A 24699-nucleotide genomic window follows, 5' to 3' on the forward strand; every position below is an offset into this window, starting at 1 on the left:
TTCGAATCTCCTCTTAGAAGCTGCGCCGGATCGACAAGCTCACGAAGTCGCGATCCGCGTAGTACTGGTCGTAACTGGCAAAAGTCGTCTCGCCGGCTTTGATCGAGGGCGCGGGCCCGGCCGAGCCGTAGTAGTGCGTCAGCTGCAGGCCGGCCTTCCAGACTCTCTTGTAGTCGGCACTGATGCCGACACTGATGTCGCCGCCGTGCTCGGGCGAGATCTGGATCACTGCGGAGCGGCCATCGATGCCGTAGCCGATGCCGATCGGAATCTGCAGGTCGATATTCGGCAGCACCTGGAAATACTCGGGCTGGAACAGCACGCGGACGAAGCTCGCATTGCGCGTATGAGTGGTGTTGAGCACACCGTCCGGATACGCCGGGTTGGTCGGGTTGCGATCGACGCTGAGCAGGCGGTTCCAGGCGAACTCACCGATCACGCTGGCGCCGTCCCAGGCGAACGAGCCCGGATAGACGCTGATCGCCGACAGGTTCAAGTGCAGCGTGTTGCCGAGCGCATAGGGCGTGTTGCGATCGTTGTCGAGCGTCGGATCGAAGCTGATGACCAGATCACCCAAGGGATGCAGCGGCGTGTTGCGACGAGTCGAAATTTCGCCCGCGACATTGGTTTCGCCGATGACGGTGGACAAGCTCGCCCCGTAGACGGTGATGTCGCGCGCATAGGCGAGATAGTAGGTTCCGCCGCCGTAGAGACCATCGGCATCGGTGGCATTGAGCACCGGGATCGGCGACTTTTCGTCGTACTGGGCCGCATACAGGCCGTAGTCGATGTCGCTACCCGGAATGCGGAACTTGATGCGTCCACCGAACTGGCCGTGATCGCGGCCACTCCGGTTCGCGATGCGGTTCGCGGCGCCGCCGGTCGGCGTCAACAGCAGATCGGCACCGGCACCGACGAAATCGGCCGGGCTGAAGTAGCTGCCCGAAGCCGGCAGGCGCAGGCCACGCCAGTCGAACTGGTAGTACGCACCGAACGACAGGTTTGAATTGATCTGCAGATTGCTCGACACCTGGCCGACCGGCAGCGCGATCTCCTTGAACTGCGAATTCGGAATCGAATAGAGCTTGATCAGATCGATCGGCCCTTGCGCGGCTGCGATGCCGTTGGCACCGAGAAACAGCGTCTCGCCGTAGACCAGCGTGAAGCGGCCGGCGCGCGCGCTGAGCTTCATGCCATCGGCGAAGTCGAGATTGCCGTAGACGAAGGCGTCGAAGAACTCGGCTTTGCGTCCCATCACGTCGCGGGCCGACGAGGCGAGTTCATCGTTGGCTCCGCCGGTCAGCGCCTGCTGCCGGTTCGGCAGCGAGGAATACGGCGCCTCGTTCGGAAAATCGAAATCGTCCCTGCGATAGACGTTGTCGTACCAGCCCGCGCCCGAAACACGGACGCCGATCGCTCGCTTGTAGGAGAGCTCGAGCTCGGACAGCAGGTCGAGACGATTGTTGATCAGCCCGCCGTCGAAATTGAGATCGCCGAAATCGACGTTCGGATTCGCCGTCGAGGCCGCCACTTTCTGGCTCGGATCCTCGAGCCGGAACGCAGCGGTGTACTTGATCGTATTGTCCCAGCGCAGCTTGAGCCCTTCGATGCCGGTCTCGATATCGGCAGCGGCCACGATCCCGGACTGCAGAAAACCCATCAGCAGCGTCGCCGCCGCGGTCACAACTCTCGGCGCGTGCCTGTACTCACGGTCCATCATTGCTCTCCTCCACACTTGTGGTTTTCTGCCGCTGGGCGGCGCCGCCCCGGCTCAAACCGAAGCTTTTCTTTGGAGACTGCGCGGCCTGAACAGCCTGCTGGTCGCGAGCAACGGTATGAGGAGACATTGATACCGTCTAATACTGATTGGATAGCGGAGCGATACCGGACTCGCATACGTACCGGCCTGCGAGCCTGCTCAAGAGTCGGCGCGCGGCCGCGTGCGATCCGGTCTGCGACCCGGAGGCCTCGCACTCCACCGCGCTGCGGTTGGTGCGGACATCTTTGCGGTTATAGTGGGGTTGCGACGACGCCTTTCCCGGTGCCCGTCGAGACCTGCGAGCGGAGAGCACGATGTCGCCGACCTACTGGATCAGCCATCCGAGCTGCGCCCAGCACGAAATGGGCGAAGGCCATCCCGAGGCTCCGGCCCGGCTTTGGGCGATCGAAGACCGGCTGCGTGCAATCGGGCTCGATCTGTTTCTCGATCGTGACGATGCACCCGAGGCGAGCACCGAGGCGCTGTTGCGCGTCCACACGGCAGAACACGTCGAATCGGTGCTGCGCACGAAGCCGACGCAGGGCTACGTGCGCATCGACCCGGATACGATGATGAACCCACATACCGCCGTCGCCGCGCTGCATGCGGCCGGTGCCGGAGTGCGCGCGGTCGATCTGGTGATGAGCAAGCGCGCGAGCTTCGTGTTCTGCGCGGTGCGCCCACCCGGACATCACGCCGAGCGTGCGCGTGCGATGGGCTTCTGCTTCTTCAACAACATCGCGGTCGCTGCGGGCGAAGCGCTCGCGCGCGGGCTGTCGCGTGTCGCCATCCTCGATTTCGACGTGCACTACGGCAACGGTACCGCCGACATCTTCCGCAACGACGAGCGCGTGCTGCTGTGCTCGACTTACGAGCATCCGCTGTATCCGTACTGGGCCGGCAACCCCGAAGACACCGAAATCGTCGATGCACCGCTGGCGGCCGGCGACGGCAGCGCGGAGTATCGCCATGCGATCACGCATCGCTGGATCCCGTCGCTCGAGGCGTTCAAACCGCAGATGATCCTGGTTTCTGCCGGCTTCGACGCGCACGTGCGCGATCCGCTCGCGAGCCTCGAACTCACCGACGACGATTACTACTGGACCGCGCAGCAGATACTGGCCGTGGCATCGCGCCATTGTCCCGGCCGCGTGATCGCGATGCTCGAAGGCGGATACGACACGCATGCGCTCGCGCGCTGTGTCGAAGCCTTCGTGAGACCTTTCGTCGGCGCCTGATCACGCTGGGTCCAGGCTCGGCATGAGCATTCAGAACCTCGAACCGCTACTCGCCTGCCGGCGCGCGCTGGTGATCGGCGATCCTCAGGAGCCGCTGCAGGTCAGCTGCCTCGATCAGCTGCAGGAAACCGCGCGCGAATGCCGCATCGTGCGCAGCCGGCGCGAGATTGCCGAGGCGCCGATCAATGGCGCGATCGCGGTGGTGTTCGAGCCGCGCCTGCTCGATGCCAGGCTTGTCGATACGCTCGGCGCCAATGGTTGCCGCGGCGTGCTCTGGATCAGCAACGAGACCATCGCGCCCGAGCTGCTGCAAGCCTCGCGACCGCATCGCCTGCGCTTCATCGGCCCGCGCACGGCGGGGCATCTTCACTCCAGCGGCATCCGCGCCGGCGCGTTTCCGACCGATGTGCATACGGGCGGCCTGGCGCTGATCACGCAGTCCGGTTCGATCGCGACCGCCGCGATCGATTGGGCCGTCGGGCGCGGCATCGGCTTTTCGTGGGCGGTCACCACCGGCGCCGAAGCGGATGCGGACATCGCCGATTTTCTCGATCTGGCCGCGCTCGATCCGCGCACGCGTGCGGTGATCCTGCAAGTCGGCAGGCTGCGCAGCGCACGCAAGTTCATGTCGGCCGCGCGGGCCTGTGCACGCCTGAAGCCCGTCGTCGTGCTGCAGAGCCGGGTCGGCGGATACGCGGACCTGTCCGGTCCCGATCCGGTGCGCAGCGCCGCGTTCGCGCGCGCGGGGCTGGTCGAATGCCAGACGCTCGATGGCCTGTTCGATGCGCTGACTGCGATGGCGCGGCTGCCGACGAGCAGCGAAGCACGCGTGCTGGTGCTCGGCAACGGAGCCGGCATGTGCGCACTCGGCGTCGATGCGGTGCTGCGCCACGGGCTCACGCGAGCGCGCTGCGACGACAGCTTGCGCGAACGCATGCGCAAGCTGGTTCCGCGCGTGCGCTTTCCGGATGGCGCGGTCGATCTCGGAACCACCACGCCCGAACAGCTCATCGAGATGCTGCGGCTGCTGCTGGGCGATGCGGCGATCGACTATCTGCTGCTGGTGCAAAGCCCTTCGCTGGCCGAGGCGCACGAGCCTTACGTCGATGCGCTGATCGACGCCAACCTCGGCCCGCGCGTGGTCACCGCCTGGCTCGGGCTCGCATCCGTCGTCACGGTGCGCAAGCGTTCGATCGATGCGGGGCTCGCGACTTTCGTCACCGCCGGGCAGGCGGCGCGTGCGCTGCAGTACCGCTGGCTGTACGGACGCACCCGCGAGTTGCTCATGCAAACGCCGCCGGCGCGCGAGCGGCGTCGCTTTCGCCGCGCCGATGCGCAGCTCGAGATCGATACGGTGCTCGCGACGGCCGGACCGGGCACCCGGGTTTCGATGAGATCGGATGCGGTCGACCGCGTGCTCGATCACTACAGCCTGCCGCCGGCCGACGCCGATCCGGGTAGCCTGCGCTTCGATTTCTCGATCGAGCAGCACGCCGAGCTCGGCGCCCATCTGATCGTCTCGGCGACCAGCGATCTGCTGCATTCACCGATCGGCTACGGCTTCGCCCCGCTCGACGCGCTGCTGGCGACCCGCATGATCGAGTCGATGAGGCTACCGCTGTCGGCCGAGCTCGCGAACGCGCTGCGTCGCGTGCTCTACGCGCTCGCGCAGATGGTCATCGATTTGCCGCAAGTGGTCTCGCTGCATCTGATGCTCGCCCTCAACGAGGCCGGCGGCCTCGTACGCCTCGGCGACGGGCGCGTCGAACTCGACAGCAATCTGCCGTCGGATGCGCGCAGCCGTCTCGTGCTCGCGCCATATCCGGAGCAGCTGCAACGGCATGCGGTGGTGCGCAACGGCAATGCCTATCTGCTGCGCCCGATCCGACCCGAAGACGAACCCGCGCTCGTCGCCTTGCTCGAAAGCCTGCGGCCGGAGGACATCCGGCTGCGCTTCTTCGCTTCGATCCGCTACTTCTCGCACGAGATGGCGGCGCGCATGACGCAGATCGATTACGACCGCGAACTCATCCTCGTCGCCCTGCCCGCCGGCGACGACACCAGGCTCTGCGCGGTCGCGCATCTGGTCTCCGATCCGTACGGAGAGGAAGCCGAGTTCGCCGTGCTCGTGCATCACGATCACACCGGCACCGGACTCGGCCATCGGCTCATGGACGAGCTGCTCGCGCATGCGAGGCGCCAGGGCTTGCGGCGCGTGCATGGCGATGTGCTGCGCGAGAACCAGCCGATGCTTCAGCTGGCGCGCCGCATGGGCTTTCGCGTCGACCGCTCGAACGAGGAGCCCGACACGGTGCGCGTGGTGATCGATCTGCCGGCGGCCTAGCGGCGCTGCGCGCTTGCGCACGGGATTGCGCTCATGCTTCGATCGAACGGTGACGTCGCAAAAGGAGTTGCAATGAAGACGCTGGCCTCCCATCGCCGACTCGGCCACACGCTCGCCCTGGCGCTCACGCTGGGTGCCATCGCCGACCCGGCCGGCGCCCAGCTGCCCGCCGTGCAGACCCAGGGCGAGGTTCACTACCTGAGCGGCGGCATCGGCTCCGACGAATCCGAGGCGATCAAGGCGGCGCGCGATGCGTACTCGCTCACGCTGACCCTGGCCGGGAAATCCGAAGGGCGCGACGTTTACCTGTCGTCGGTCCCGGTGACGATCCGCGACGCCGCCGGCCACACCGTGCTCGAGGTGACGACGTCGGGGCCTTATCTGCTCGTCGAGCTGCCGGCCGGCCGCTACGAGATCAGCGCCCGCTATGCCGGCGAAGAGAAGAAGACTTCGGCCAGCATCACCGCCGGCAAACCGCAGCGTCTTTCGCTGCTGTGGCCCAGGGCGAATGCGCAGCCCCAAGCCGGCGCGGCCGCGAGCACGACGAGCCCCGCCATCGGCCTGTCGGCCGGAGCCGGCCTCGCCACCGGCACCAGCACGGGAACGGGAGCGGCCGCGACGACGGTGGCCACTGCCGTGCTGCCGGCGGCGGCTTCCGCGGCCAGCGGCGCGTTGCCGCCGATCAACACCCAGGGCGGCATTCCGTATTTGAGCGGCGGCATCGGCTCGGACGAATCGGCTGCGATGAAGGCTGCGGCCTCGCGCTACTCGCTGTCGGTGACGCTCGCCGGCACGCAGGACGGCCGCAACGTCTATCTGTCGTCGGTCCCGGTCACCGTGACGGACGCCAACGGAGGCGTCGTGCTCGACGTGATTTCCTCCGGTCCTTACCTGCTGGCCGATCTTCCGCCGGGCCGCTACCGCGTCAGCGCCCGCTTCCAGGACGAGGAAAAATCCGCCGAGGCCCGCGTCGCCGCCGGAAAGAGCGCTCGTGTTTCGTTCCTCTGGAAGGGAAAACCGTAGTCGTCACGACGGATGATGCGGTAAAGTCGCTGCCGCGCCCGACGAGACCGCCTGCGAGCGGTGAATCCGAAGCTTCGACTTCCTCGCGACAGCGCCACTTTTGCAAGCCCGGTCGTCGCGCTCTGCCCCGTGGAGCCAGCACGCAGGCCCTTGCTTCAACAGGGTTTCTCCGGAGCGGTAAATCTGGCGCGGTCATGCCGGGCGTTTATACTGCGCGCCGCATTTTTTTGATGCACTTGCTCTGGGAGCTTTTAAGTTGGAACACAAGAACCACGACAAAGTCTTCTTCGTCAATTTCAGCGTTGTGCTGGGCATTCTGACTGCCATCGCCCTGTTCATCGGCTTCGTGGCGCGGCTCCTCGCTCCCCATCATGACGAGCACGCCGGCGAGCAGGCTGCCGCCCTGGCCGAACGCGTCAAACCGGTCACGCAGGCGATCACCAGCGACGAAGAACTCAAGAAACTCTCGGCCGACAAGCCGGCCCGTGCCCCGATGAGCGGTGATCAGGTGGTGGCCAAGGTTTGCGGGGCCTGCCACGCCAGCGGCGTGCTCAACGCGCCGAAGATCGGCGACGCTGCCGAATGGAACAAGCGCCTGGGCACCGAAGGCGGACTGGACGGCCTGATCGCCGCGGCGATCAACGGCAAGAATGCAATGCCGCCGCGCGGCGGTGATCCGGATCTGTCCGACGACGAGATCAAGGCCGCTGTCTCGGTGCTGATCGGCAAATAATCCAAAAAAAACGGGCGGCGGAGTCCGACCGAGGCGATCCGGCCCACTCCGGCATCATTGTTCGGAAAGAGCCTGACCAGGGTGCGAGCCCTCGTCAGGCTCTTTCGTTTTCTGACCCGGTCAATCGGAAAATTTACGGGACGAGGCTTGGAATCGCTTCCATTGCACCAATATAGATAGATTGAAATTCCAAATTAGGGCCCAAAATAAGTGCTTTCATGGAAAAATAATCTTTTTATAAACAGTTAAATGCATTCACACCCCGCTTGTTGCACCATTATTATTAGAAAAGCACGGTTATGAAGCCCAAAATCAAGGCATAATGTCTCTTGCCAATGCACCAAAAATGTGCATTGGCAAACAAACAAGTCAAAGAGGAAAACTGCCATGAAAACGAAACTCAAGCCGTTTGCCGCCTCAGCCTGGCTGCTCGCACTGGCCGCCGGCGGCCTCAGCGCCACTCTCCCGGCCACCGCCGCCGAACCTCGGCAGAACAGCGCCCCGGCTTATGAAGAGATCTATCTGGTGCAGCCCAACAAAGACCCGCGCAACGTATTTCCGCGCGTGGTCCGCGAGTTCAAGGACATGGGCTACCAAGTCCACGCCGTGAACGAACAGCGCTTTCTCGGCAAGGCCGAGGGCACTGGCTTCCTGGTTTCCAAGACCGGCCACCTGCTGACCGCCGCACATGTGCTCGAAGGCCAGAAGACGGCCACCGTGTGGCTCGACGGCGCGCGTTACGAGGCTGACCTCGTCGACCAGGACGCGAAGAACGATCTGGCCATGCTCAAGCTACGCACCGACACTCCGCTCGCGGTCGCTCCGCTGAGCTTCAGCCGCGAAGCGGCGCTGTCGCTCGGTTCGGACATTTATACGGTCGGGCATGCCGGCACGCGCGCCGAGAGCGCCCGCCTGAGCAAGGGCATGGTCAGCGCCCTGGCCAGCCACGACGGCAGCGACCGCCACGTGCAGTTCTCGTCGGATCGTCGCCTCGGCAGCAGCGGCGCCCCGCTGCTGAACGCCGACGGCGCGGTGATCGGCATGGTGCAGAAGGCGTCGGCCCGCGGTCGCGACGCCGATGCGCATCATCTGGCCCTGCGCGGCGAACAGCTCACCGACTACGTGCGCACGGTCAGCGCCGACACTTTCGGCGAGCTGAGCTTCGATCGCTCCGGGTCGATGGAGCAGGCCGCCCGCGCGGTCGCCAAGGTCAAGAGCGGCGTGGTCGCCGACGGCAGCCAGGACAAGCCGCGCCTGGTCGCGACGGTTGACTACACGACCTTCGCCGACAAGCATCCGCGCTTCGGCGACTTCAAGGTCACCGTGGCCGACCTCGATACCAACCAGGTCGTGGCGACCGCCGGTGAAGGCCGGCACAACGTCTCGCGCAGCGAGGAGTCGGTGATCAGAAGCACCTTCGGCGACGTGCGCAGCGCACTCGGCAAGTAAAGCCACACGCGGTACCGCCCCGGCACACAGCCGCCGGGGCCTCTCAGGCGGGTCGGATCGCGTTCGACGAACGTGAATCCGATCCGCCTTTTTCGTTTTTCCTCCTTCGCCCAAACACTCCGGCCGGCTTCGCCCGACGATGTCGGCGCGCGGCTCCCCAACGGTCCCGATCGAGGACCTCCCGCGGCTTCGTTTACGCGTTTTTTACGCCGATTTACTTCAATCCGAATAGAGACTTAGCGCACCGGTAGCTGACACTGACAGCGGCTCATGACGACATTGGCACCGGCCTTGCGTACGGTCATTTCCAAAATTTTTGCTCAGTGAGCAATGCCATCTGCCTGGAGTTCCGCACCTCCAGTCGGCACGAGTCCTCAGGGAGAAAACAGGGTCGAGATTTACCTCGTGCTTCGCTGTGCGGTCTGCGCTTTCGGAGCGGCTTGCAAGGTTGCAGCCGCTTCATCTCAAAGGAGAGTGATTCGAATGAAGTTGAAACTTTTTGTCGCCGCTGCCGCGGCGTTCGGTTGCACGTCCGCTTCCGCTGCGACGCTGGCTGAGCTCGCTTCCAACGTCGAAGCCAGCGGCTGGGTCAGCGGCTCTTACATCTACAACTTCAACGGCGTGGACAACGTCGGCCGTGCGACGGACATCGAGTCCAACTCGTTCACGTTGAACCAGGCCGTGCTGAACCTCGTCACGCCGGCCGGCGACGGCTTCGGCGCCGGCGTGCAGCTGCTCGCGGGCAACGATGCCAAGACCATCGTCAACCCGTCCTACGGCGAAAACGCCGGCGACAGCTTCAGCCTTCCGGAAGCCTATGTGACCTACACCTCGGGCGCCCTGAGCGTGAAGGCCGGCCGTTACGGCACGCTGGCGGGCTACGAAGTGCTCAGCGACGCCGCCAACCCGCTGCTCTCGCGCTCGCTGCAGTTCCCGGCCGCCGAACCCTACTTCCACACCGGCGTCCGCGTGGCTTACGCGGCCTCCGATGCGGCCACGCTCTACCTGGGCGTGAACAACAGCGCGGTCGGCGGCTTCGCGGAAGACCCGGATGACCAGAAGACCGTCGAAGCCGGCGTGTCCTTGAAAGCCAGCGATGCGGTTTCGCTCGCTGTATATGACTACTACGGCATCGATGGAGAACTCCAGACCAACTTCCTCGACGTTGTTGGCTCGTTCACCATCTCGGAGTCGTTCTCGCTCGGTCTGAACGTGGACTGGTTCTCGGTCGAAGACACCGTCGACGTCGTGGGTGTCGCCGGATACGCCACCATGGCGCTCGCCCCGCAGTGGTCGGCCACGTTGCGCCTCGAAAGCCTGAACTATGACTTCGATGGCGGCACCCCGCCCGGCGTCGCGGAAACCATCAACGCTGCGACCATCGCGCTCGGCTATACGCCGGCCAGCGATTTCCGCCTGTTGTTCGAAGCCCGCGTCGACGATGCCGACGAAGACGTCTACGCGCGTTCTGGCGGCAAGGGCCCCACGGGCACCCAGCCGACGGTCGGCGTGAAGGCGATCTACTCGTTCGGCCTGTAAGTTCTTGTTTCAGCTGTCGCTGTAACGAAGAAGCCCGCGCAATGCGCGGGCTTCTTCGTTTTCGGGCGCCGAAACGAGCCTCATCCACCCGCGATCCGGTCGAGCTGCCGGTAGCGGATCGCCTCGGCGATCTGTGTCGACCGGACCTGCTCGACGCCGGCCATGTCGGCCAGCGTGCGGCCCAGGCGCAGCACGCGGTGATAGGCACGCGCCGACAGCCCGAGCCTGGTCATCGCCAGTTCGATCAGCCGTCGGCCGGCTTCGTCGGGAGTGCAGAACGCCTCGATCTCGCCGGCCTGGAGCTCCGCATTGCACTTGCCGGCCCGCGCCTGCTGCCGTGCCCGGCAGGCGATCACGCGTTCGCGCACGATGGCGCTCGATTCGCCCTGCGGGTCGGGCCCGCACAGCAGCAGCGAACGCTCGACGCGCGGGACGAAGATCTGCAGGTCGATGCGATCCATGAGCGGCCCGGAAAGCCGGCTTCGGTAGCGTGCGACTTGGTCGGGCGTGCAGCGGCAACGGCCTTCGAGATCGCCCAAGTAGCCGCAGGGACAGGGATTCATCGCGGCGACCAGCTGAAAGCGAGCCGGAAAATCGGCCTGGCGGGCAGCGCGTGAGATGGTGATGCGCCCGTTCTCGAGCGGCTCGCGCAGCACCTCGAGAACGTGCCGATCGAACTCGGGAATTTCATCGAGAAACAAAATTCCGCGATGAGCCAAGGTGATCTCGCCGGGCCTCGGCGAACTGCCCCCGCCCACGAGCGCGACACCGGATGCTGTGTGATGGGGCGCCCGGTACGGCCTTTTGCCCCATTGTTGTGCGTAAAAACCCTGAGTACCTACCGAAGCGATCGCCGCGACTTCAACCGACTCCTCCTCGGTCATCGGCGGCAGCAAACCCGGCAGCCGGGCCGCGAGCATGCTCTTGCCCGAACCCGGCGGGCCGGCCATGAGCAGGGAATGGCCGCCGCTCGCCGCGATCTCTAGCGCCCGCCGGGCCTGGGTCTGGCCGCGCACGTCGGCCAGATCGGGCAAGGGCTCGTCGGGCACGGGCGAGGTCTCGACCGGGCGGACGTAGGGTTTCAGCGCTCCGGCGTGCAACTGCCCGCAGAGCTCGCCGAGATGCCGGGCCGCGAACACTCGAGCCCGCGCGGCGAGCGCCGCTTCGGCCGCATTGGATTCGGGCAACAGCAGCGCGCGATCCGATCGTGCCGCCTGCAGCGCGGCCGGCAGGGCGCCGCGCACGGGCCGCAGTTCGCCCGACAGCGACAGCTCGCCGAGCACTTCCATCGAGGCCAGCGCCGCGGCCGGAATCTGGTTCGAAGCCGCGAGAATGCCGAGCGCGATGGCCAGATCGAAGCGTCCGCCTTCTTTCGGCAGATCCGCCGGCGCGAGATTGCAGACGATGCGCCGCGTGTTCGGGAACTCGTAACCGCAGGTCAGCATGGCGGCCTTGACGCGATCCTTGGCCTCGCGCACAGCCGCCTCGGGCAAGCCGACGACGGTGAGCCCCGGCAGGCCGTTCGCGATATGGACTTCGACGATGACCAGATCGGCGTCGAGGCCGTTCTGGGCGCGACTGAAAACGGTGGCGAGATTCATGTCGCCAGCATGCCGAGCGGATTGCGCCCGAACCGGGCGCAGCGCTCAATCAGGCAAAGCGTCGGCTAGGCCTTCTCGGATTCCAGCGTCTTGAGGCGCTGCTCGAGCGCCTCGATGCGTGCGATCGAGCGCGACAGCAGCTGGGCCTGGATATCGAAGCGCTCGCGCGAGACCAGGTCGAAGCGTTCGAGATTGGCGCGCAGCACGGCGCGGAAATTCTCCTCGAGCTCCTTGCGCAGGCCCATCACGCCAGGCGGCAGCACCGCGGCGAGCCGGGCGGCGAGTTCTTCGAGTTTCTGCGACTCCAGCATGGCGAGCTCCGGGTGTGCGATCGGTGCCGGCGCAGTGCGTCGGCTTGGCGGCGCCAGTCTAAACGTGCCGGGACGACGATTCAGCTTGCCGGCCCGGACGCGGCCCTTACAATCCGCGATCACCGCGGAACCCGGCGACGAAAGCCGCGGTCGTAAGGCCCGCTTTTGCTGCGACCCCATTCATACAAGAACACATCGACCACATGGATAGCGAAACGCTCATCGAAGCGCGCGCACTGACGCGCCGTTACGGCCCCAATGTCGCGGTTTCCGGCCTCGATCTCACGCTCAAAAAAGGCGAGGTGCTCGGCCTGCTCGGTCCCAACGGAGCCGGCAAGTCGACGAGCATGAAGATGCTCACCGGCAACCTGTCGCCCACCAGCGGCGAGGTGCTGATCAAGGGCAAGAACCTGCGTGCGGACGCGCAGGCGGCCAAGCGGCACTTGGGGTACCTGCCCGAGCAGCCGCCGGTCTATCCCGAACTCACGGTCGACGAATACCTGAGCTACTGCGCAGGCCTGCATGGCGTACCGCGCAAGGAGCGCTCGGCGGCGGTGACGACGGCCAAGCGCGATTGCGGGCTCACCCAGGTCAGCTCGCGCCTGATCGGCAACCTGTCGAAGGGCTATCAGCAGCGCGTCGGGCTGGCGCAGGCGATCATCCATCGACCCGACGTGATCATTCTCGACGAGCCGACCGTGGGCCTCGATCCGATCCAGATTCGCGAGATCCGCAACCTGATCGGTGAACTCGGCAACCAGCACAGCGTGATCCTGTCGAGCCACATCCTTCCCGAGATCCAGGCCGTCTGCGATCGCGTGATGATCATCAACAAGGGCCGCTCGGTGTACGACGCGACCATCGACGCGCATCTGGGCAAGAGCGGGCTCGTGGTGGTGTTCGCCCATCCGCCGCAGATCGATGCGCTGCAAAACCTGCCCGGCGTGAACAAGGTCGACGCGGGCCCCGCAGGCCGCTTCCTGATCGAACTCGCCGATGGCGCCGATGCGCGCGACGCGGTGGTCGAAGCCTCCGTGCATGGCGGCTGGGGCTTGCGCGAATTGAGGCTGGAAACGCGTACGCTCGAAGAGATCTTCGTCGAACTCACCTCCGGTGAAGCCACGCTCAGAGAGGCCGCATAAGCATGAGCAACATCCTCGTCATCGCGCGCCACGAAGTGCGCCGCATCTTCGTCTCGCCGCTCGCCTGGGCCGTGCTCGCCGTGAGCCAAGTGATTTTCGGCTACGTGTTCATCGGCATGCTCATGCAGTACCTGCGCAACTATGAAATGGCCGATCAGTTCACCGGTGTTTCGGACTACATCGGCGGCGGGCTTTACGGCACCGCGACCATCGTGCTGCTGCTGGTGATGCCGCTGATGACCATGCGGCTGTTCTCCGAAGAGCGCAAAGGCAACACGCTGACCTTGCTGTTCTCGGCGCCGGTTTCACTCGTCGACATCGTGCTCGGCAAGTTCCTGGGCCTGCTCGGCTTCGTCGCCGCGATGGTGCTGCTGCTCGCGCTGATGCCGGCCGCGCTGCTGCCGGCCGTGCATCTCGACCTCGGCCGTCTCGCGGCCGGTCTGCTCGGCCTGTTCCTGATCACGATGTCCTTCGGCGCGGCGGGCATTTTCATCTCCTCGCTCACGCGCGAGCCGACGATCGCCGCGATCGGCAGCTTCGGCCTGCTGCTGCTGGTCTGGCTGCTCAAGATGCCCGCGCAGTACGACAACGGCCTCAAGGACGTCTTCGAATACCTGTCGCTGATCAGCCATTACCAGGATCTCATCAGCGGCCTGTTCACCTCGTCCGACGTCGTCTACTACCTGCTGTTCACCGCGCTGTTCCTGTGGCTGACCGTGCAGCGGCTCGACATGGAACGCAATTGAGCGAAGGCGAATAGACCCGATCATGAACAAGAAAAAACTCTATCTGCAGCAGGTCGTCAGCGGCGTGCTGTTCATCGCGGTGCTGGTGCTCATCGGCGTGCTGTCGGTGCGCTACGACGTGCATTGGGACTGGACCGCCGGCAAGCGCAACACGCTCACGCAGGCGAGCCGCACGCAGCTCGAATCGATGAAGGAGCCGCTCAAGTTCGTCGCCTTCACGTATCCGGGCGCCGAAGAGCGCGAGGCGATCACCGCCTTCGTCGAGCGCTACAAGCGCGTGAAGCCGGACATCGCGATCGACTTCATCGATCCGTCGAGCCAGCCGCAGAAGGTGCGCGAGTACAACATCCAGTCGGCCGGCGAAGTGGTGCTCGAATACCAGGGCCGCCGCGAGAACCTGCGTGGGCTCTCCGAGCAGGCCATCACCACGGCGCTGCAGCGGCTCTCGTACACAGGCGAAAGCTGGATCGTGTTCCTCGAAGGCCACGGCGAGCGTTCGACGCAGGACGGTGGCAATGAGGCGATCTCGCAGTTCGCGCAGACGCTGCAATCCAAGGGTCTCAAGGTCCAGCCGCTGAATCTGGTCAAGACGCCGAAGATTCCGGACAACACCTCGGTGCTGGTGATCGCGAGCCCCAAGAGCGCGCTGCTCGAAGGCGAAATCAAGCTCGTGCAGGACTACGTCGAGAAGGGCGGCAACCTGCTCTGGCTCGCCGATCCGGACAATGCGCCGGGCCTGCAGCCGGTGGCCGATGCGCTCGGCATCGCCTGGCAGAACGGCTACGCGGTGTTCCCCGAATACGAGGCGATCGGCACCGGTCATCCGGGCATTTACGCGGCGCTCGACTATCCGCCGTCGGCGGTCACCGCCGGCCTGCAGCAGGTCACGCTGTTCCCGCTCGTGCGCTCGCTGACCGCGAAGACCACGGCCGGCTGGACGCCGCAACCGATGCTGACGTCTTCGGAAACTGCCTGGCTCGAAACCGGCTCGATCGATGGCGGCCCGGTGCAGCTCGAACCCGAAAAGGGCGACGTGCCCGGCCCGCTCAACATCGGCATGACGCTCACGCGCGATCGTCCGGGTGCGGAAGCGCCGCCGGCTCCGACAAGCCCCGATCAGCCCGCGCCGCCCAAGCCGCAGCAGCGCGTCGTCGCGATCGGCGACGCCGATTTCCTCTCCAACGCCTATGTCGCGCAGCTCGGCAACCAGCAGCTGGGGCTCAACGTGATCCAGTGGCTCGCGGCGCGCGACAACCAGCTCAACATCGACGTGCCGAAAGCGCCCGACGTCAATCTGTTCCTGCCCGATTGGGCGCTCGCGCTGATCGCGATCGGCTTCGTCATCGCCCTGCCCTTGTTGCTGCTCGGCATCGGCATCGGCCGCTGGCTCTCGCGTCGTCGCCGCTGAAAGGCCGCGCATGAATCGCACGATACTCAACGGCGGCTTGCTGCTGATCGCGATCGGCCTCGGCGTCGCGGTGTGGACCAGCGGCAACAAGGACGACGACAAGTCCAGCGGCCCGCTGACGTCGCTCGCGCCGAACGCGGTCAGCCGCATCAGCATCGAGCATCCGGATGCGCCCGCGATCAAGCTCGAGAAGAAAGATGGCGAGTGGAAACTGGTCGCGCCGGTGCAGGCCGATACCGACAGCTTCGAAGTCAGCGCGCTGGTCGGCCTGGCCGACACCAAGCGCCAGTACGAACTCGGCGACAGCGATCTCGACTACAAGTCGCTCGGTCTCGATCCGCCCGCGTTTCGCATCACGCTCAACGACCAGACGCTGGACTTCGGCGGCGACGAGCCGATCCGCTACCGGCGCTACGTGCGCGTCGACGGCGACAAGGTGGCGCTGATCGACAATCCTTCGAGCGCCGCGCTCGACAAGGATTACAGCGACTTGCTGTCGAAGAGCATCGTGCCGCTCGGGGCGCAGATCACCAGGCTCGCGCTGCCGGGCCTGACGATCGAAAAGAACGCGGCCGGCGAATGGGCTTCGCCCGAAAACCCGCAGGCCAAGCCGATCGATCTGCAGACCGTCGTCGATGCCTGGAACGCCAGCAAGGCCATGTGGAACGGCGCCGAACTCGCGCAGGGCTCGCAGGGCGAAGCCGTGGCAGTGACGCTCGCGGACGGCCGCACGCTCAACTTCATCGTCACCGCGCGCACTCCGCAGTTCGTCCTGTCGCGTCCGGACTTGAACGTGCGCTACACGATCGACAAGAACGAAGTCGGCAAGATGCTCGAGCTGCCCAAACCCGGCGAAGCCAAGCCCGCCGGCGAAACCGGCGCGCCGACGCCAGAGCCCTGATGCCCGAGTTGCCCGAAGTCGAAACGGTTCGTCGCGGAGTCGAGCCGCATGTGCTCGGCCGCCGCATCGAGCGCGTGGTCGTGCGCGAGAAGCGCCTGCGCTGGCCCATCGCCGAAGACTTCGTCGACAAGCTGATCGGACGACGGATCGTCGCTACCGAGCGCCGCGGAAAATATTTGCAACTCGTCCTCGACAATGGCGATCGCCTGCTCGTGCATCTGGGCATGTCGGGCCGCTTGTTCGTGCTGCGCAGCGGGCACGCCCTGCTCAAGCACGATCACGTCGATGTCGAGCTCGACGACGGCACGCTGCTGCGCTTCAACGATCCGCGCCGCTTCGGCGCGATGCTGCTGTGGCACTCGGGCGAGCCGCTGCATCCGCTGCTCGCGACCATGGGCCCGGAACCGTTTTCCGACGAGTTCAACGGCGAGTATCTGCACACGCTGTCGCGCGGACGAAAAACGGCGGTCAAGAGTTTCATCATGGACGGCGGCGTCGTGGTCGGCGCGGGCAATATCTACGCGGCCGAATCGCTGTTTCGCGCGGGCATCAGGCCCACGCGCGCCGCCAGCGACGTCAGCCGTCCGCGCTACGACCGGCTCGCCGTCGCGATTCGCGAAGTGCTCGCAGCCGCGATCGAACAAGGCGGCACCACCTTGCGCGATTACGCGGGAGCCGATGGAGCGCCGGGTTACTTTCAGCAAGTGCTCGATGTCTATGGACGCGATGGCGAAGCCTGTCGCGTCTGCGCCAAGCCCATCCGCAAGCTCGTGATCGGGCAGCGGTCGAGCTTTTTCTGCCCCAACTGCCAGAAGTAGATTGCCCTAACGAGCCTGCGGGGCCGAGACGAACGCATCGCCGTTCGGCTTGACGACGAAGTGAAGCGCTTGCCCTTCTTTCGTGATCGCCTGCATCACCAAACTGTCGTCATCGGCAATCACCGCTCCGGCCTGCAAGGCACGCTCGCGCGCACCGGCCAGCACATTCGATGATTCGAACACCAGCGCTCGCGGCAAGCCGTCACGATCGACGAGCAGCTCGGCCTGGCTTTGGTCCGGCAACACCACCGGCACTGCTTTCGACCCGAGCGAACGTGCCCGCGGGGAATCGGCCTCCAGCAGGCTCACGGGGTGCCCCTCCGCCAAGGCCGCGATGGCGACGGAAGAGCCGGCCGTTTGCTGGCGTAGCCCGCTCAGGCCGCCGATGACGAGCACAAGCAGCGCGAGCACGGTGATGCATACGAGCAGCGACGCAGCTCCCCCAGGCCACAGTCGCTGCTGGCTTTGCTGAACCAGCATGCGACACCTCCTTCGACATCAGGACGGCTTCTTACCGTAGAGATGCCGGACCGGCTCGTGACTGAATTCAAAATGGGCTTGGCTGCATAATTGCGGTCGTTTCGCCCCACACAGAAATGCAAATGACGACCTTCGGCACTCCGCTGTCCCCCGGCGCTACCCGCGTACTCCTGCTCGGCTCGGGCGAACTCGGCAAGGAAGTCGTCATCGAACTGCAGCGCCTCGGCGTCGAGACGATCGCCTGCGATCGCTATGCCGATGCGCCCGCGATGCAGGTCGCGCATCGCCATCACGTGCTGCGCATGCTCGATGGCGACGAGCTGCGTCGCATCGTCGAGCTCGAAAAACCGCATCTGATCGTTCCCGAGATCGAGGCCATCCATACGCCGACGCTGCAGGCGCTCGATGCCGAGGGCTATACGGTGATTCCGACCGCGCGCGCGGCGCGGCTGACGATGGATCGCGAAGGCATCCGACGCCTCGCCGCCGAAACGCTCGGCCTGCCGACCTCGCCGTATCGCTTCGCCGACAACGAGGCCGAGTATCACGAGGCGATCAAGGCGCTCGGCACGCCTTGCGTGGTCAAGCCGCTGATGTCCTCGTCGGGCAAGGGCCAGTCCGTCGTCAAGACGCCGGCCGATGCGCAGAAGGCCTGGGATTACGCGCAGGCCGGTGGACGTGCCGGCGCGGGTCGCGTGATCGTCGAAGGCTTCATCGACTTCGATTACGAGATCACCTTGCTGACCGTGCGCCACGACGACGGCGCGGGCGGCATCAAGACCTCGTTCTGCGCGCCGATAGGCCATCTGCAGATCGACGGCGACTACCGTGAAAGCTGGCAGCCGCATCCGATGTCGAACGCGGCGCTGCAGAAAGCCCAGCAGATTTCCGAAAGCATCACCGCCAATCTCGGCGGGCGCGGCCTGTTCGGCGTGGAACTGTTCGTCAAGGGCGACGAGGTGATCTTCAGCGAAGTGTCGCCGCGCCCGCACGACACCGGCCTGATCACGCTGATCTCGCAGGATCTGTCGGAGTTCGCACTACATGCACGCGCGATCCTCGGCCTGCCGATTCCGAACATCGCGCAGCGCGGTGCGGCCGCATCGACCGCGATCCTGCTCGAAGGCGATCGCAAGGCCCCGCGCTTCGCCGGTGCGGCCGAAGCCCTCGCCGAGCCCGACACGCAGCTGCGCCTGTTCGGCAAGCCCGAGATCGTCGGTCGTCGCCGCATGGGCGTCGCGCTCGCACTCGCGGCGAGCATCGATGAAGCCCGCGCCAAGGCGCGCCGCTCGGCTGCCTGTGTGCGCGTGGTCGACTAGCCCGCGATTGATTCGATCGAGCAGCTCGACGCGTCAGCATCATCGCGTTGGGCTGGTTTTACGCTCGTCACCGCCCTGCCGCAGAAACTACGCTTGCCTCCAAAGTCCGCGCCCCAGATGCGGACCATGAGGAGAACGCGGCATGAAACGACGGTTTGCACGAACCGCAGCGGCGCTGTGCGTGATGATTTTTCTCTCGGGCCTGCTCGCGGCCTGCGAGGCGCACGGGCCATCGGGCGTCGTCCCGGGCGACGGGCCCGACGATCCGAGCGGGCCTTCCGGCGAGCAGACGATCTACTCGTTCGCCAACGGCTGCTACACGCTGCAATCGGATTCGGGCTACGTCGCGCTCGATGCCTCGGGCGCGGACTACACGCTGAGCGACGATGCGTCGAAAGCCGTCGCGTTCACCATGCGCCCGACCGCGCTCGGTTCGTACCTGCTGATGTCGGGCTATCGACGCGCGGCGGGCGAGCGTGGCAGCAAATCGCTGCTCGGCATTCGCGATCCGGGCGGTGAATTCCTCGATGCCGCCGGCAATTTCATCGGCGAAGTCGGCAACCTGATCGCGGGCGTCGGCGATATCACCGCCATCGTGCTCGATCCGCTCGCACCGGGCGGCGGCATCATTCGCGAAGGCGGCGAAGTGATCGGCGGAGTCGGTGGTGGAATCGGTGGAATCGACATCGATCCGAGCCTGGCGATGGTGAACGAGGCCAACGATCTCGCGGTGTGGAATCTGCTGCCGGCCTCGAACAGGCGCTTCAGCCTGACTTCGGCGATCACCGGGCAGCGACTCGCGGCCTCGCACGGCATTCTCGCGCTCACGAGCGCGACGACGGCCGGCATCGACACCGAATTCAAGCTCGCGCCCACGCAGGGCTGCGCCGCGTATCCCGAAGTCGACACCAATGCGCAGCTCATCGACAAGCGCGGGCCTGCGATCTATCTGCGCGACGTGCCGCTGTTCGCGAAAAGCGCGGGCGCTTCGCAGATCGGCGCGCACGATCTGTACGGCTACGTCGACGGGCATTCGCACATCACCGCGTATGAATTCATCGGCGGACGCGTGAACTACGGCGATCCGTTCCACAAGTTCGGCGTCGATCACGCGCTCGACGACTGCGAGGTCAACCACGGCCCGCAGGGCATTCTCGGCATCGTCGAGACGGTGACCTCGGGCTTCAATCCCGTGCACGAAACCAAGGGCTGGCCGAGCTTCAATTTCTGGCCGCGCCACGACTCGCTGCAGCATCACCAGAGCTATTACAAATGGATCGAGCGCAGCTACCTCGGCGGCTTGCGCCTGCTCGTGAATCACTACACGGGCAACGAAATCCTGTGCCAGCTCAACCCGCAGAAGCAGAACGACTGCCACTTCGAGGTGAACTGGCGCCTGCAGGCCCAGCGCCTGCGCGAGATGCAGGATTACATCGATGCGCAGAACGGCGGGCCGGGCAAGGGCTGGTTCCGCATCGTGACGTCGCCGGCCGACGCGCGCCGCGTGATCGAGAGCGGCAAGCTCGCGGTGGTGCAAGGCATCGAGATCTCCAAGATCTTCGATTGCGGCGAGTTTCTCGACGTGCCCGAATGCACGCGCGAGCAGATCGTCGAGCGGCTCGATGCGGCTTACGCGGCCGGCATCCGGCACATCTTTCCGATCCACAAGTTCGATAACGCCTTCGGTGGCGTGGTGCCCGACGAGGCGCTCGGCATCGGCACCATTCTGTACGCGGGCAATGTCGCCGAGACCGGACATCCGATCGAATTCGAAGCCTGCCCCGAAAGCTTCGGCGACGATTCCGCCACTCGCCCCGACAGCGCGAATCCGCTCGGCATCATCGACCAGCTGCTGCGCCAGCTCGAATACATCAACGGCCAGCTCAGCCAGGCGATGCCGATTCCGCCGCTCGCACCGAGCTCCGAACACGGGCTCTGCAACAAGCGCGGCATCACCGAGCTCGGCCAGTTCTTCGTACAGGAACTCATGCGTCGGCGCATGTTCATCGAAGTCGACCACAGCAGCCTCGGCGTGATCGACCGCATCCTCGAACTCGCCGAAAACAACGGCTATCCGGGCCTGATCAGCAGCCACGACTGGCTGTATTCGGAGCAGCTGCTCGATCGCCTGGCGGCGAGTGGCGGCATGATCGGCCGCTTCGCGAGCTCGCGCAGCGGCTGGGTCGACCGCCTGATCAAGGTCGAGGATCGACCGGCCCGGCATCGCGTCGCCGGCGTGGTCGGCACGGGCCTGGCGACCGACGTCAACGGCATCGCCTCGTTACCGGGCAACAGCGGCGCAGCCGATACGCCCTTGTATCCGTTCACCTCGGTGGACGGCCGCGTGCGCTTCGATCGCCAGGTCACCGGCGATCATGTGTTCGATCTCTACGATGGCCGTGGCGTCTCGCATTACGGGATGTATCCCGACCAGATCGCCGACATGCAATTGCACACCGACGATCGCACGCCCGCTCAGGTCGATCAGGCACTGCGCGAGCTGTTCTCGTCGGCCGAGGTTTATCTGCGCCTGTGGGAGGCCACCGAAGCCTGGAAGCAGTAGGCGCGCTCAGTGAACCGGCACGCGCGTGGTGTTCGACGGCGTGTCGTCTTCTTCGATCTTCACGGGCACGATGATCATCTTGCGATTCTGCTCGTGCAGGCGACGCTGCACGGCGATCGGCATCTGGTTGTGCAGCAGTGAAGTGAACAGGTTTTCCTTGCGGAAGACGATGCGGCTCGCGAAGCAGACGCTGTTCGGATAATCGTCGAACACCTGGTCGATCAGGCTGACGAGCTCGCCCTGCGGATCGGCGCCGTAGCCTTCGTACGAAGTCGCGGCCAGGCCCTGGCTCGCGCAGTAGCCGACGAAGTAGGCGAGCGAATTCTGCAAGCGCGCACGCATTGCTTCGAGCGAGCGTTCGCTGTCGAAGGCATCGCGATCGACTTCGCCGACGGCGACGAACACGAAGTTCTTGTAAAGCCCGGGGAACATCGAGCGCACCCATTCCACCGTGCGGTAACCCGCTCCGCGATTGGCGCCGACGAGCACGATCGCGGTGGCTGCGTTCTTGTCGCAAGGCGGCGGTTGATCGTCGAGCCAGGTCGCGCGCGGAGCCAGTTGGTCGACACGCGCGAGCAGGCGCTTGACCTCGTCGTAGTGCCGGCGAATCGCCACGCAGACGGCGGCGACCGCACCGGTGATCAGCAGCGTCACCCAACCGCCGAGCAGAAATTTTTCGACCAGGATCACGGTGAGCATGAACGCGGTGACGAGCAGGCCGAGCATCGACAGCAACAGCGGACGCTTCCAGACCAGGATGTAGCGGCGCTGCTGCCACCAGTGCCGCGTGAGTCCGAACAGGGTCAGCGTAAACGTGATGAACACGTTGATGCTGTAGAGCACCACCAGCAGCGCGACCTTGCCTTGCGTGGCAAGCACGATCAGCAGCGCGCCGCAGCCCATCAGCAGCACGCCGTTCTGCGTGACCATGCGGTTCGACAGCTGGCGAAACTGGCGCGGCACCCAGCGATCGGACGCCATGCTCGCGAGCACCGCGGGGCCACCGAGAAAACCGGTGTTCGCGGCAACCAGCAGCAAGCCCACTTCGAACAGCAGCACCACGCCGAGCGCCACATGCGTGCTCGGCGAATCGCCGAAGGCGTTGCCGAGAATGTCGCGGAAAGTCACCGCGTTGAGCGTCTGCCCCGGCACGTGCTGCGCGTCCCAGAGCAGGTACAGCAGGATGATGCCGCCAGCCATGAAGGCGAGCGAGAACGCCATGTAGAACATGGTCCAGTGGCCGGTCTTCACGCGCGGCTCGGCGAGCATGTTGACGTTGTTCGAAACCGCCTCGATGCCGGTGTAGGTGCCGCCGCCGATCGAGTAGGCACGCAGGAACAAGGCGACGACGAAGAACCAGCCGCTTTCCGCGGAGAGCTTCTCGGCCTCGGCGACCGACTGCGGCCACAGCGTGCCGATGCCGTCCGCATGCGCAGAGACGCCGTAGACGATCAGCGCCACGTGCGTGAGCACGAAGCCCAGAAAGATCGGGGCGAGGATGCGGATCGATTCCTTCATGCCGCGCAGGTTCAGCACCGTAAGCAGGCAGACCAGCAGCGCTTCGGTCGGCAGCTTGGCCGCATGCAGCGACTGCGGAAGCAGGCTGAACAGCGCATCGGTGCCGCTGGCCACCGAGATCGCGATCGTCAGCACGTAGTCGACGATCAGCGCCGAGCCGCTGATGAGCCCGGCGCGCGGACCGATGAGCTTGGTCGCCGCCTTGTAGCCGCCACCGCCCGACGGAAACAGGTCGATGACCTGGTTGTACGAGGCGGCGATCACGAACACCGTCACCGCCGTCGCAAACGCCAGGAACAGCGCCATGTCGGTGTGCACGCCGAGCGCGAGAAAGGCTTCCTCGGGGCCGTAGCACGAGGACGACAAGCCGTCGGCGCCGAGGCCGATCCAGGCCAGGATCGCGACCAGGGCGATGCTGTGCCGGGTGCTGGGATCGAACGGATCGAGCTTGCGCCCCAGGACCAGCCGCGTCGCTTTGTGCAGGACACTCATCGTGATTCGCTCGTCCACCCGGTCGCGCAAGACGAGCAGTGTAGGGAAACTTCGCGTTGCGACTCCAGCCGCCGCACGGGCGACTGGAGTCGGTCCCCCGGCGGCGTCAGCCGCCGCGGACTTGCGCGAGCAGCGCGTCGAGCCGGCTCAGCAGCTCGTCGATCTCGTCCGGCGTGACCGTCAGCGCCGGCATCAGGCGCAGCAGGTTCGGCCTCGGCGCGTTGATCAGCAGGCCCGATTCGCGTGCCCGGCGCACGAGATCGAACGCGAAGTCGCCGTCCAGGTCGAGCGCCCGCAGCAGGCCGCGTCCGCGCACCTCGCCGAGCCCATGCCGGGCCGACAACCGCGCCAGCGCGGCCGCGAGCCGCTCGCCCTTGGCAATGACCTCATCGAGAAAACCGGGCGCGGTGATTGCACCGAGCACCGCCTCGCCGACCGCCGCCATCAGCGGATTGCCGTTGTAGGTGCCGCCCTGATCACCCGGCTCGAAGCAGCAGACCTCCTCGCGCGCGAGCAGCGCGGCCAGCGGAACGCCGCCGCCGATGCCCTTGCCGAGCGTCATCACATCCGGCTCGATGCCGGCATGCTCGTGCGCGAACAGCCGGCCCGTGCGGCCCATGCCGGTCTGCACCTCATCACAGATCAGCAGCAGGCCGCGCTGCCGCGTGAGCGTCCTGAGTTCGCGCAGGAATTCATCGCTCGCCGGCCGTACGCCCGCTTCGCCCTGGATCGGCTCGAGCATCACCGCGACGGTCTTCTCGCCGATCAGCGCCTCGACCGAGGTCAGGTCGTTGAGCTTCGCTTTTGGAAAGCCCGGCACCTTCGGCGCGAACAGCGCCTCCCAGCCCGGCTTGCCCGAGGCCGACATCGTCGCCAGCGTGCGCCCGTGGAAGCCCTGGTCGAAGCTGATGATCTCGAAGGCCCCGTTGCGATGCCGCGCCCCGAACTTGCGCGCGAGCTTGATCGCGCCCTCGTTGGCCTCGGCCCCGCTGCTCGCGAAGAACACGCGGTCCAGGCTGGACCGCGCGACCAATTGCGTCGCGAGCCGGGCGCTCGGGGCATTCCAGTAGCCCGGTCCGGGCGAGATCAGCGTCGCGGCCTGCGCCGCGAGCGTCTCGGCGATCAGCGCCGGACTATGGCCGAGCGAATTGACCGCCCAGCCCTGGACGAAATCCAGGTAGCGCCGGCCCTCGCGGTCCCACAGCCAGGAACCCTGCCCGCGCACGAACACCGGCGGCGGGCGTTCGGCGACGTGCATGAGGGCGTCGGTGGAAAAGTCTGAAGCCTGGTTGCTGTTGAAATTCACGTGTCGATC

General features: G+C 65.6%; 19 protein-coding genes. 13 read left to right on the forward strand and 6 right to left on the reverse strand.

Annotation, left to right across the window (positions count from 1 at the left end; translation table 11 throughout):
- Positions 1–13 precede the first annotated feature (13 nt).
- The gene (locus WQQ_RS05460; protein ID WP_202800610.1) at positions 14–1717 is read right to left on the reverse strand and encodes a DUF1302 domain-containing protein; all 1704 of its coding nucleotides are present in this window, start codon (positions 1715–1717) and stop codon (positions 14–16) included.
- A 356-nt stretch (positions 1718–2073) separates the two neighbouring features.
- Here WQQ_RS05460 and WQQ_RS05465 point away from each other — a divergent pair, with 356 nt between their 5' ends.
- The 6 genes from WQQ_RS05465 (at position 2074) to WQQ_RS05490 (ending at position 10085) form a co-directional block, all read left to right on the forward strand.
- Positions 2074–2997, forward strand: coding sequence for a histone deacetylase family protein (locus WQQ_RS05465; protein WP_007184086.1), 924 nt, complete (start codon positions 2074–2076; stop codon positions 2995–2997).
- A gap of 22 nt (positions 2998–3019) precedes the next feature.
- Entirely contained in the window at positions 3020–5341 is a 2322-nt protein-coding gene (locus WQQ_RS05470; protein ID WP_007184087.1) for a bifunctional acetate--CoA ligase family protein/GNAT family N-acetyltransferase, read from the forward strand.
- A gap of 72 nt (positions 5342–5413) precedes the next feature.
- Positions 5414–6364 (forward strand): carboxypeptidase-like regulatory domain-containing protein, encoded by a 951-nt coding sequence (locus tag WQQ_RS05475; RefSeq protein ID WP_007184088.1) that lies wholly within the window; start codon positions 5414–5416, stop codon positions 6362–6364.
- Positions 6365–6620: 256 nt separating this feature from the next.
- Positions 6621–7097 (forward strand): c-type cytochrome, encoded by a 477-nt coding sequence (locus WQQ_RS24695; RefSeq protein ID WP_007184089.1) that lies wholly within the window; start codon positions 6621–6623, stop codon positions 7095–7097.
- A 387-nt stretch (positions 7098–7484) separates the two neighbouring features.
- Entirely contained in the window at positions 7485–8546 is a 1062-nt protein-coding gene (locus WQQ_RS05485; RefSeq protein WP_007184090.1) for a S1 family peptidase, read from the forward strand.
- Positions 8547–9029: 483 nt separating this feature from the next.
- On the forward strand, positions 9030–10085 hold the full coding sequence (locus WQQ_RS05490; protein ID WP_007184091.1) for an outer membrane beta-barrel protein: 1056 nt from the start codon (positions 9030–9032) through the stop codon (positions 10083–10085).
- Between the two features lie 80 nt (positions 10086–10165).
- Here the strand turns inward: WQQ_RS05490 and WQQ_RS05495 are convergent, their stop codons facing one another.
- Together WQQ_RS05495 and WQQ_RS05500 are read right to left on the reverse strand one after the other, a co-directional pair.
- Entirely contained in the window at positions 10166–11686 is a 1521-nt protein-coding gene (locus tag WQQ_RS05495; protein WP_007184092.1) for a YifB family Mg chelatase-like AAA ATPase, read from the reverse strand.
- 65 nt (positions 11687–11751) lie between these two features.
- Positions 11752–11997, reverse strand: coding sequence for an accessory factor UbiK family protein (locus tag WQQ_RS05500; RefSeq protein WP_007184093.1), 246 nt, complete (start codon positions 11995–11997; stop codon positions 11752–11754).
- A gap of 203 nt (positions 11998–12200) precedes the next feature.
- Between WQQ_RS05500 and WQQ_RS05505 the strand changes: the two genes are divergently transcribed.
- Genes WQQ_RS05505 through mutM form a run of 5 tightly spaced genes read left to right on the forward strand, consistent with a single transcriptional unit; the run spans position 12201 to position 17012 of the window.
- Positions 12201–13139: an ABC transporter ATP-binding protein gene (locus WQQ_RS05505; RefSeq protein WP_007184094.1), complete on the forward strand. Its 939-nt coding sequence runs from the start codon at positions 12201–12203 to the stop codon at positions 13137–13139.
- A 2-nt stretch (positions 13140–13141) separates the two neighbouring features.
- Positions 13142–13885 (forward strand): ABC transporter permease, encoded by a 744-nt coding sequence (locus WQQ_RS05510; RefSeq protein ID WP_007184095.1) that lies wholly within the window; start codon positions 13142–13144, stop codon positions 13883–13885.
- A gap of 22 nt (positions 13886–13907) precedes the next feature.
- Positions 13908–15293, forward strand: a complete 1386-nt coding sequence (locus WQQ_RS05515; RefSeq protein WP_007184096.1) for a GldG family protein — start codon at positions 13908–13910, stop codon at positions 15291–15293.
- 10 nt (positions 15294–15303) lie between these two features.
- Complete coding sequence (locus WQQ_RS05520; protein WP_007184097.1) at positions 15304–16194, forward strand: DUF4340 domain-containing protein; 891 nt, start codon at positions 15304–15306, stop codon at positions 16192–16194.
- Entirely contained in the window at positions 16194–17012 is an 819-nt protein-coding gene (gene mutM / locus WQQ_RS05525; protein WP_007184098.1) for a bifunctional DNA-formamidopyrimidine glycosylase/DNA-(apurinic or apyrimidinic site) lyase, read from the forward strand. The genes WQQ_RS05520 and mutM overlap by 1 nt, the downstream gene beginning before the upstream one ends.
- A 6-nt stretch (positions 17013–17018) precedes the next feature.
- Here mutM and WQQ_RS05530 read toward each other — a convergent pair whose 3' ends face one another.
- Positions 17019–17492, reverse strand: coding sequence for a hypothetical protein (locus WQQ_RS05530; RefSeq protein ID WP_007184099.1), 474 nt, complete (start codon positions 17490–17492; stop codon positions 17019–17021).
- A gap of 122 nt (positions 17493–17614) precedes the next feature.
- Here WQQ_RS05530 and purT point away from each other — a divergent pair, with 122 nt between their 5' ends.
- Positions 17615–18811 (forward strand): formate-dependent phosphoribosylglycinamide formyltransferase, encoded by a 1197-nt coding sequence (gene purT, locus WQQ_RS05535; RefSeq protein WP_007184100.1) that lies wholly within the window; start codon positions 17615–17617, stop codon positions 18809–18811.
- Positions 18812–18953: 142 nt separating this feature from the next.
- Positions 18954–21374: an amidohydrolase family protein gene (locus WQQ_RS05540; protein ID WP_007184102.1), complete on the forward strand. Its 2421-nt coding sequence runs from the start codon at positions 18954–18956 to the stop codon at positions 21372–21374.
- Between the two features lie 6 nt (positions 21375–21380).
- Here the strand turns inward: WQQ_RS05540 and WQQ_RS05545 are convergent, their stop codons facing one another.
- Complete coding sequence (locus WQQ_RS05545; RefSeq protein ID WP_007184103.1) at positions 21381–23384, reverse strand: APC family permease; 2004 nt, start codon at positions 23382–23384, stop codon at positions 21381–21383.
- Positions 23385–23490: 106 nt separating this feature from the next.
- Positions 23491–24690 carry an acetylornithine transaminase gene (locus WQQ_RS05550; RefSeq protein WP_007184104.1) on the reverse strand — a complete coding sequence of 400 codons (1200 nt, stop codon included), beginning with the start codon at positions 24688–24690 and terminating at the stop codon, positions 23491–23493.
- Positions 24691–24699 lie beyond the last annotated feature (9 nt).

This window comes from Hydrocarboniphaga effusa AP103 (assembly GCF_000271305.1).
GTDB classification, from domain to species: Bacteria; Pseudomonadota; Gammaproteobacteria; order Nevskiales; family Nevskiaceae; genus Hydrocarboniphaga; species Hydrocarboniphaga effusa.

Excerpts from the sequence above, each read along its gene's own strand:
- WQQ_RS05495 (WP_007184092.1), bottom strand. The coding sequence starts at position 11,686 with ATGAATCTCGCCACCGTTTTCAGTCGCGCCCAGAACGGCCTCGACGCC.
- WQQ_RS05490 (WP_007184091.1), top strand. The coding sequence starts at position 9,030 with ATGAAGTTGAAACTTTTTGTCGCCGCTGCCGCGGCGTTCGGTTGCACG.
- WQQ_RS05520 (WP_007184097.1), top strand. The coding sequence starts at position 15,304 with ATGAATCGCACGATACTCAACGGCGGCTTGCTGCTGATCGCGATCGGC.
- WQQ_RS05460 (WP_202800610.1), bottom strand. The coding sequence starts at position 1,717 with ATGGACCGTGAGTACAGGCACGCGCCGAGAGTTGTGACCGCGGCGGCG.
- WQQ_RS05470 (WP_007184087.1), top strand. The coding sequence starts at position 3,020 with ATGAGCATTCAGAACCTCGAACCGCTACTCGCCTGCCGGCGCGCGCTG.
- mutM (WP_007184098.1), top strand. The coding sequence starts at position 16,194 with ATGCCCGAGTTGCCCGAAGTCGAAACGGTTCGTCGCGGAGTCGAGCCG.
- WQQ_RS05510 (WP_007184095.1), top strand. The coding sequence starts at position 13,142 with ATGAGCAACATCCTCGTCATCGCGCGCCACGAAGTGCGCCGCATCTTC.
- WQQ_RS05515 (WP_007184096.1), top strand. The coding sequence starts at position 13,908 with ATGAACAAGAAAAAACTCTATCTGCAGCAGGTCGTCAGCGGCGTGCTG.
- WQQ_RS05465 (WP_007184086.1), top strand. The coding sequence starts at position 2,074 with ATGTCGCCGACCTACTGGATCAGCCATCCGAGCTGCGCCCAGCACGAA.
- WQQ_RS05475 (WP_007184088.1), top strand. The coding sequence starts at position 5,414 with ATGAAGACGCTGGCCTCCCATCGCCGACTCGGCCACACGCTCGCCCTG.
- WQQ_RS05485 (WP_007184090.1), top strand. The coding sequence starts at position 7,485 with ATGAAAACGAAACTCAAGCCGTTTGCCGCCTCAGCCTGGCTGCTCGCA.
- WQQ_RS05500 (WP_007184093.1), bottom strand. The coding sequence starts at position 11,997 with ATGCTGGAGTCGCAGAAACTCGAAGAACTCGCCGCCCGGCTCGCCGCG.
- purT (WP_007184100.1), top strand. The coding sequence starts at position 17,615 with ATGACGACCTTCGGCACTCCGCTGTCCCCCGGCGCTACCCGCGTACTC.
- WQQ_RS05540 (WP_007184102.1), top strand. The coding sequence starts at position 18,954 with ATGAAACGACGGTTTGCACGAACCGCAGCGGCGCTGTGCGTGATGATT.
- WQQ_RS05505 (WP_007184094.1), top strand. The coding sequence starts at position 12,201 with ATGGATAGCGAAACGCTCATCGAAGCGCGCGCACTGACGCGCCGTTAC.
- WQQ_RS05530 (WP_007184099.1), bottom strand. The coding sequence starts at position 17,492 with ATGCTGGTTCAGCAAAGCCAGCAGCGACTGTGGCCTGGGGGAGCTGCG.
- WQQ_RS05545 (WP_007184103.1), bottom strand. The coding sequence starts at position 23,384 with ATGAGTGTCCTGCACAAAGCGACGCGGCTGGTCCTGGGGCGCAAGCTC.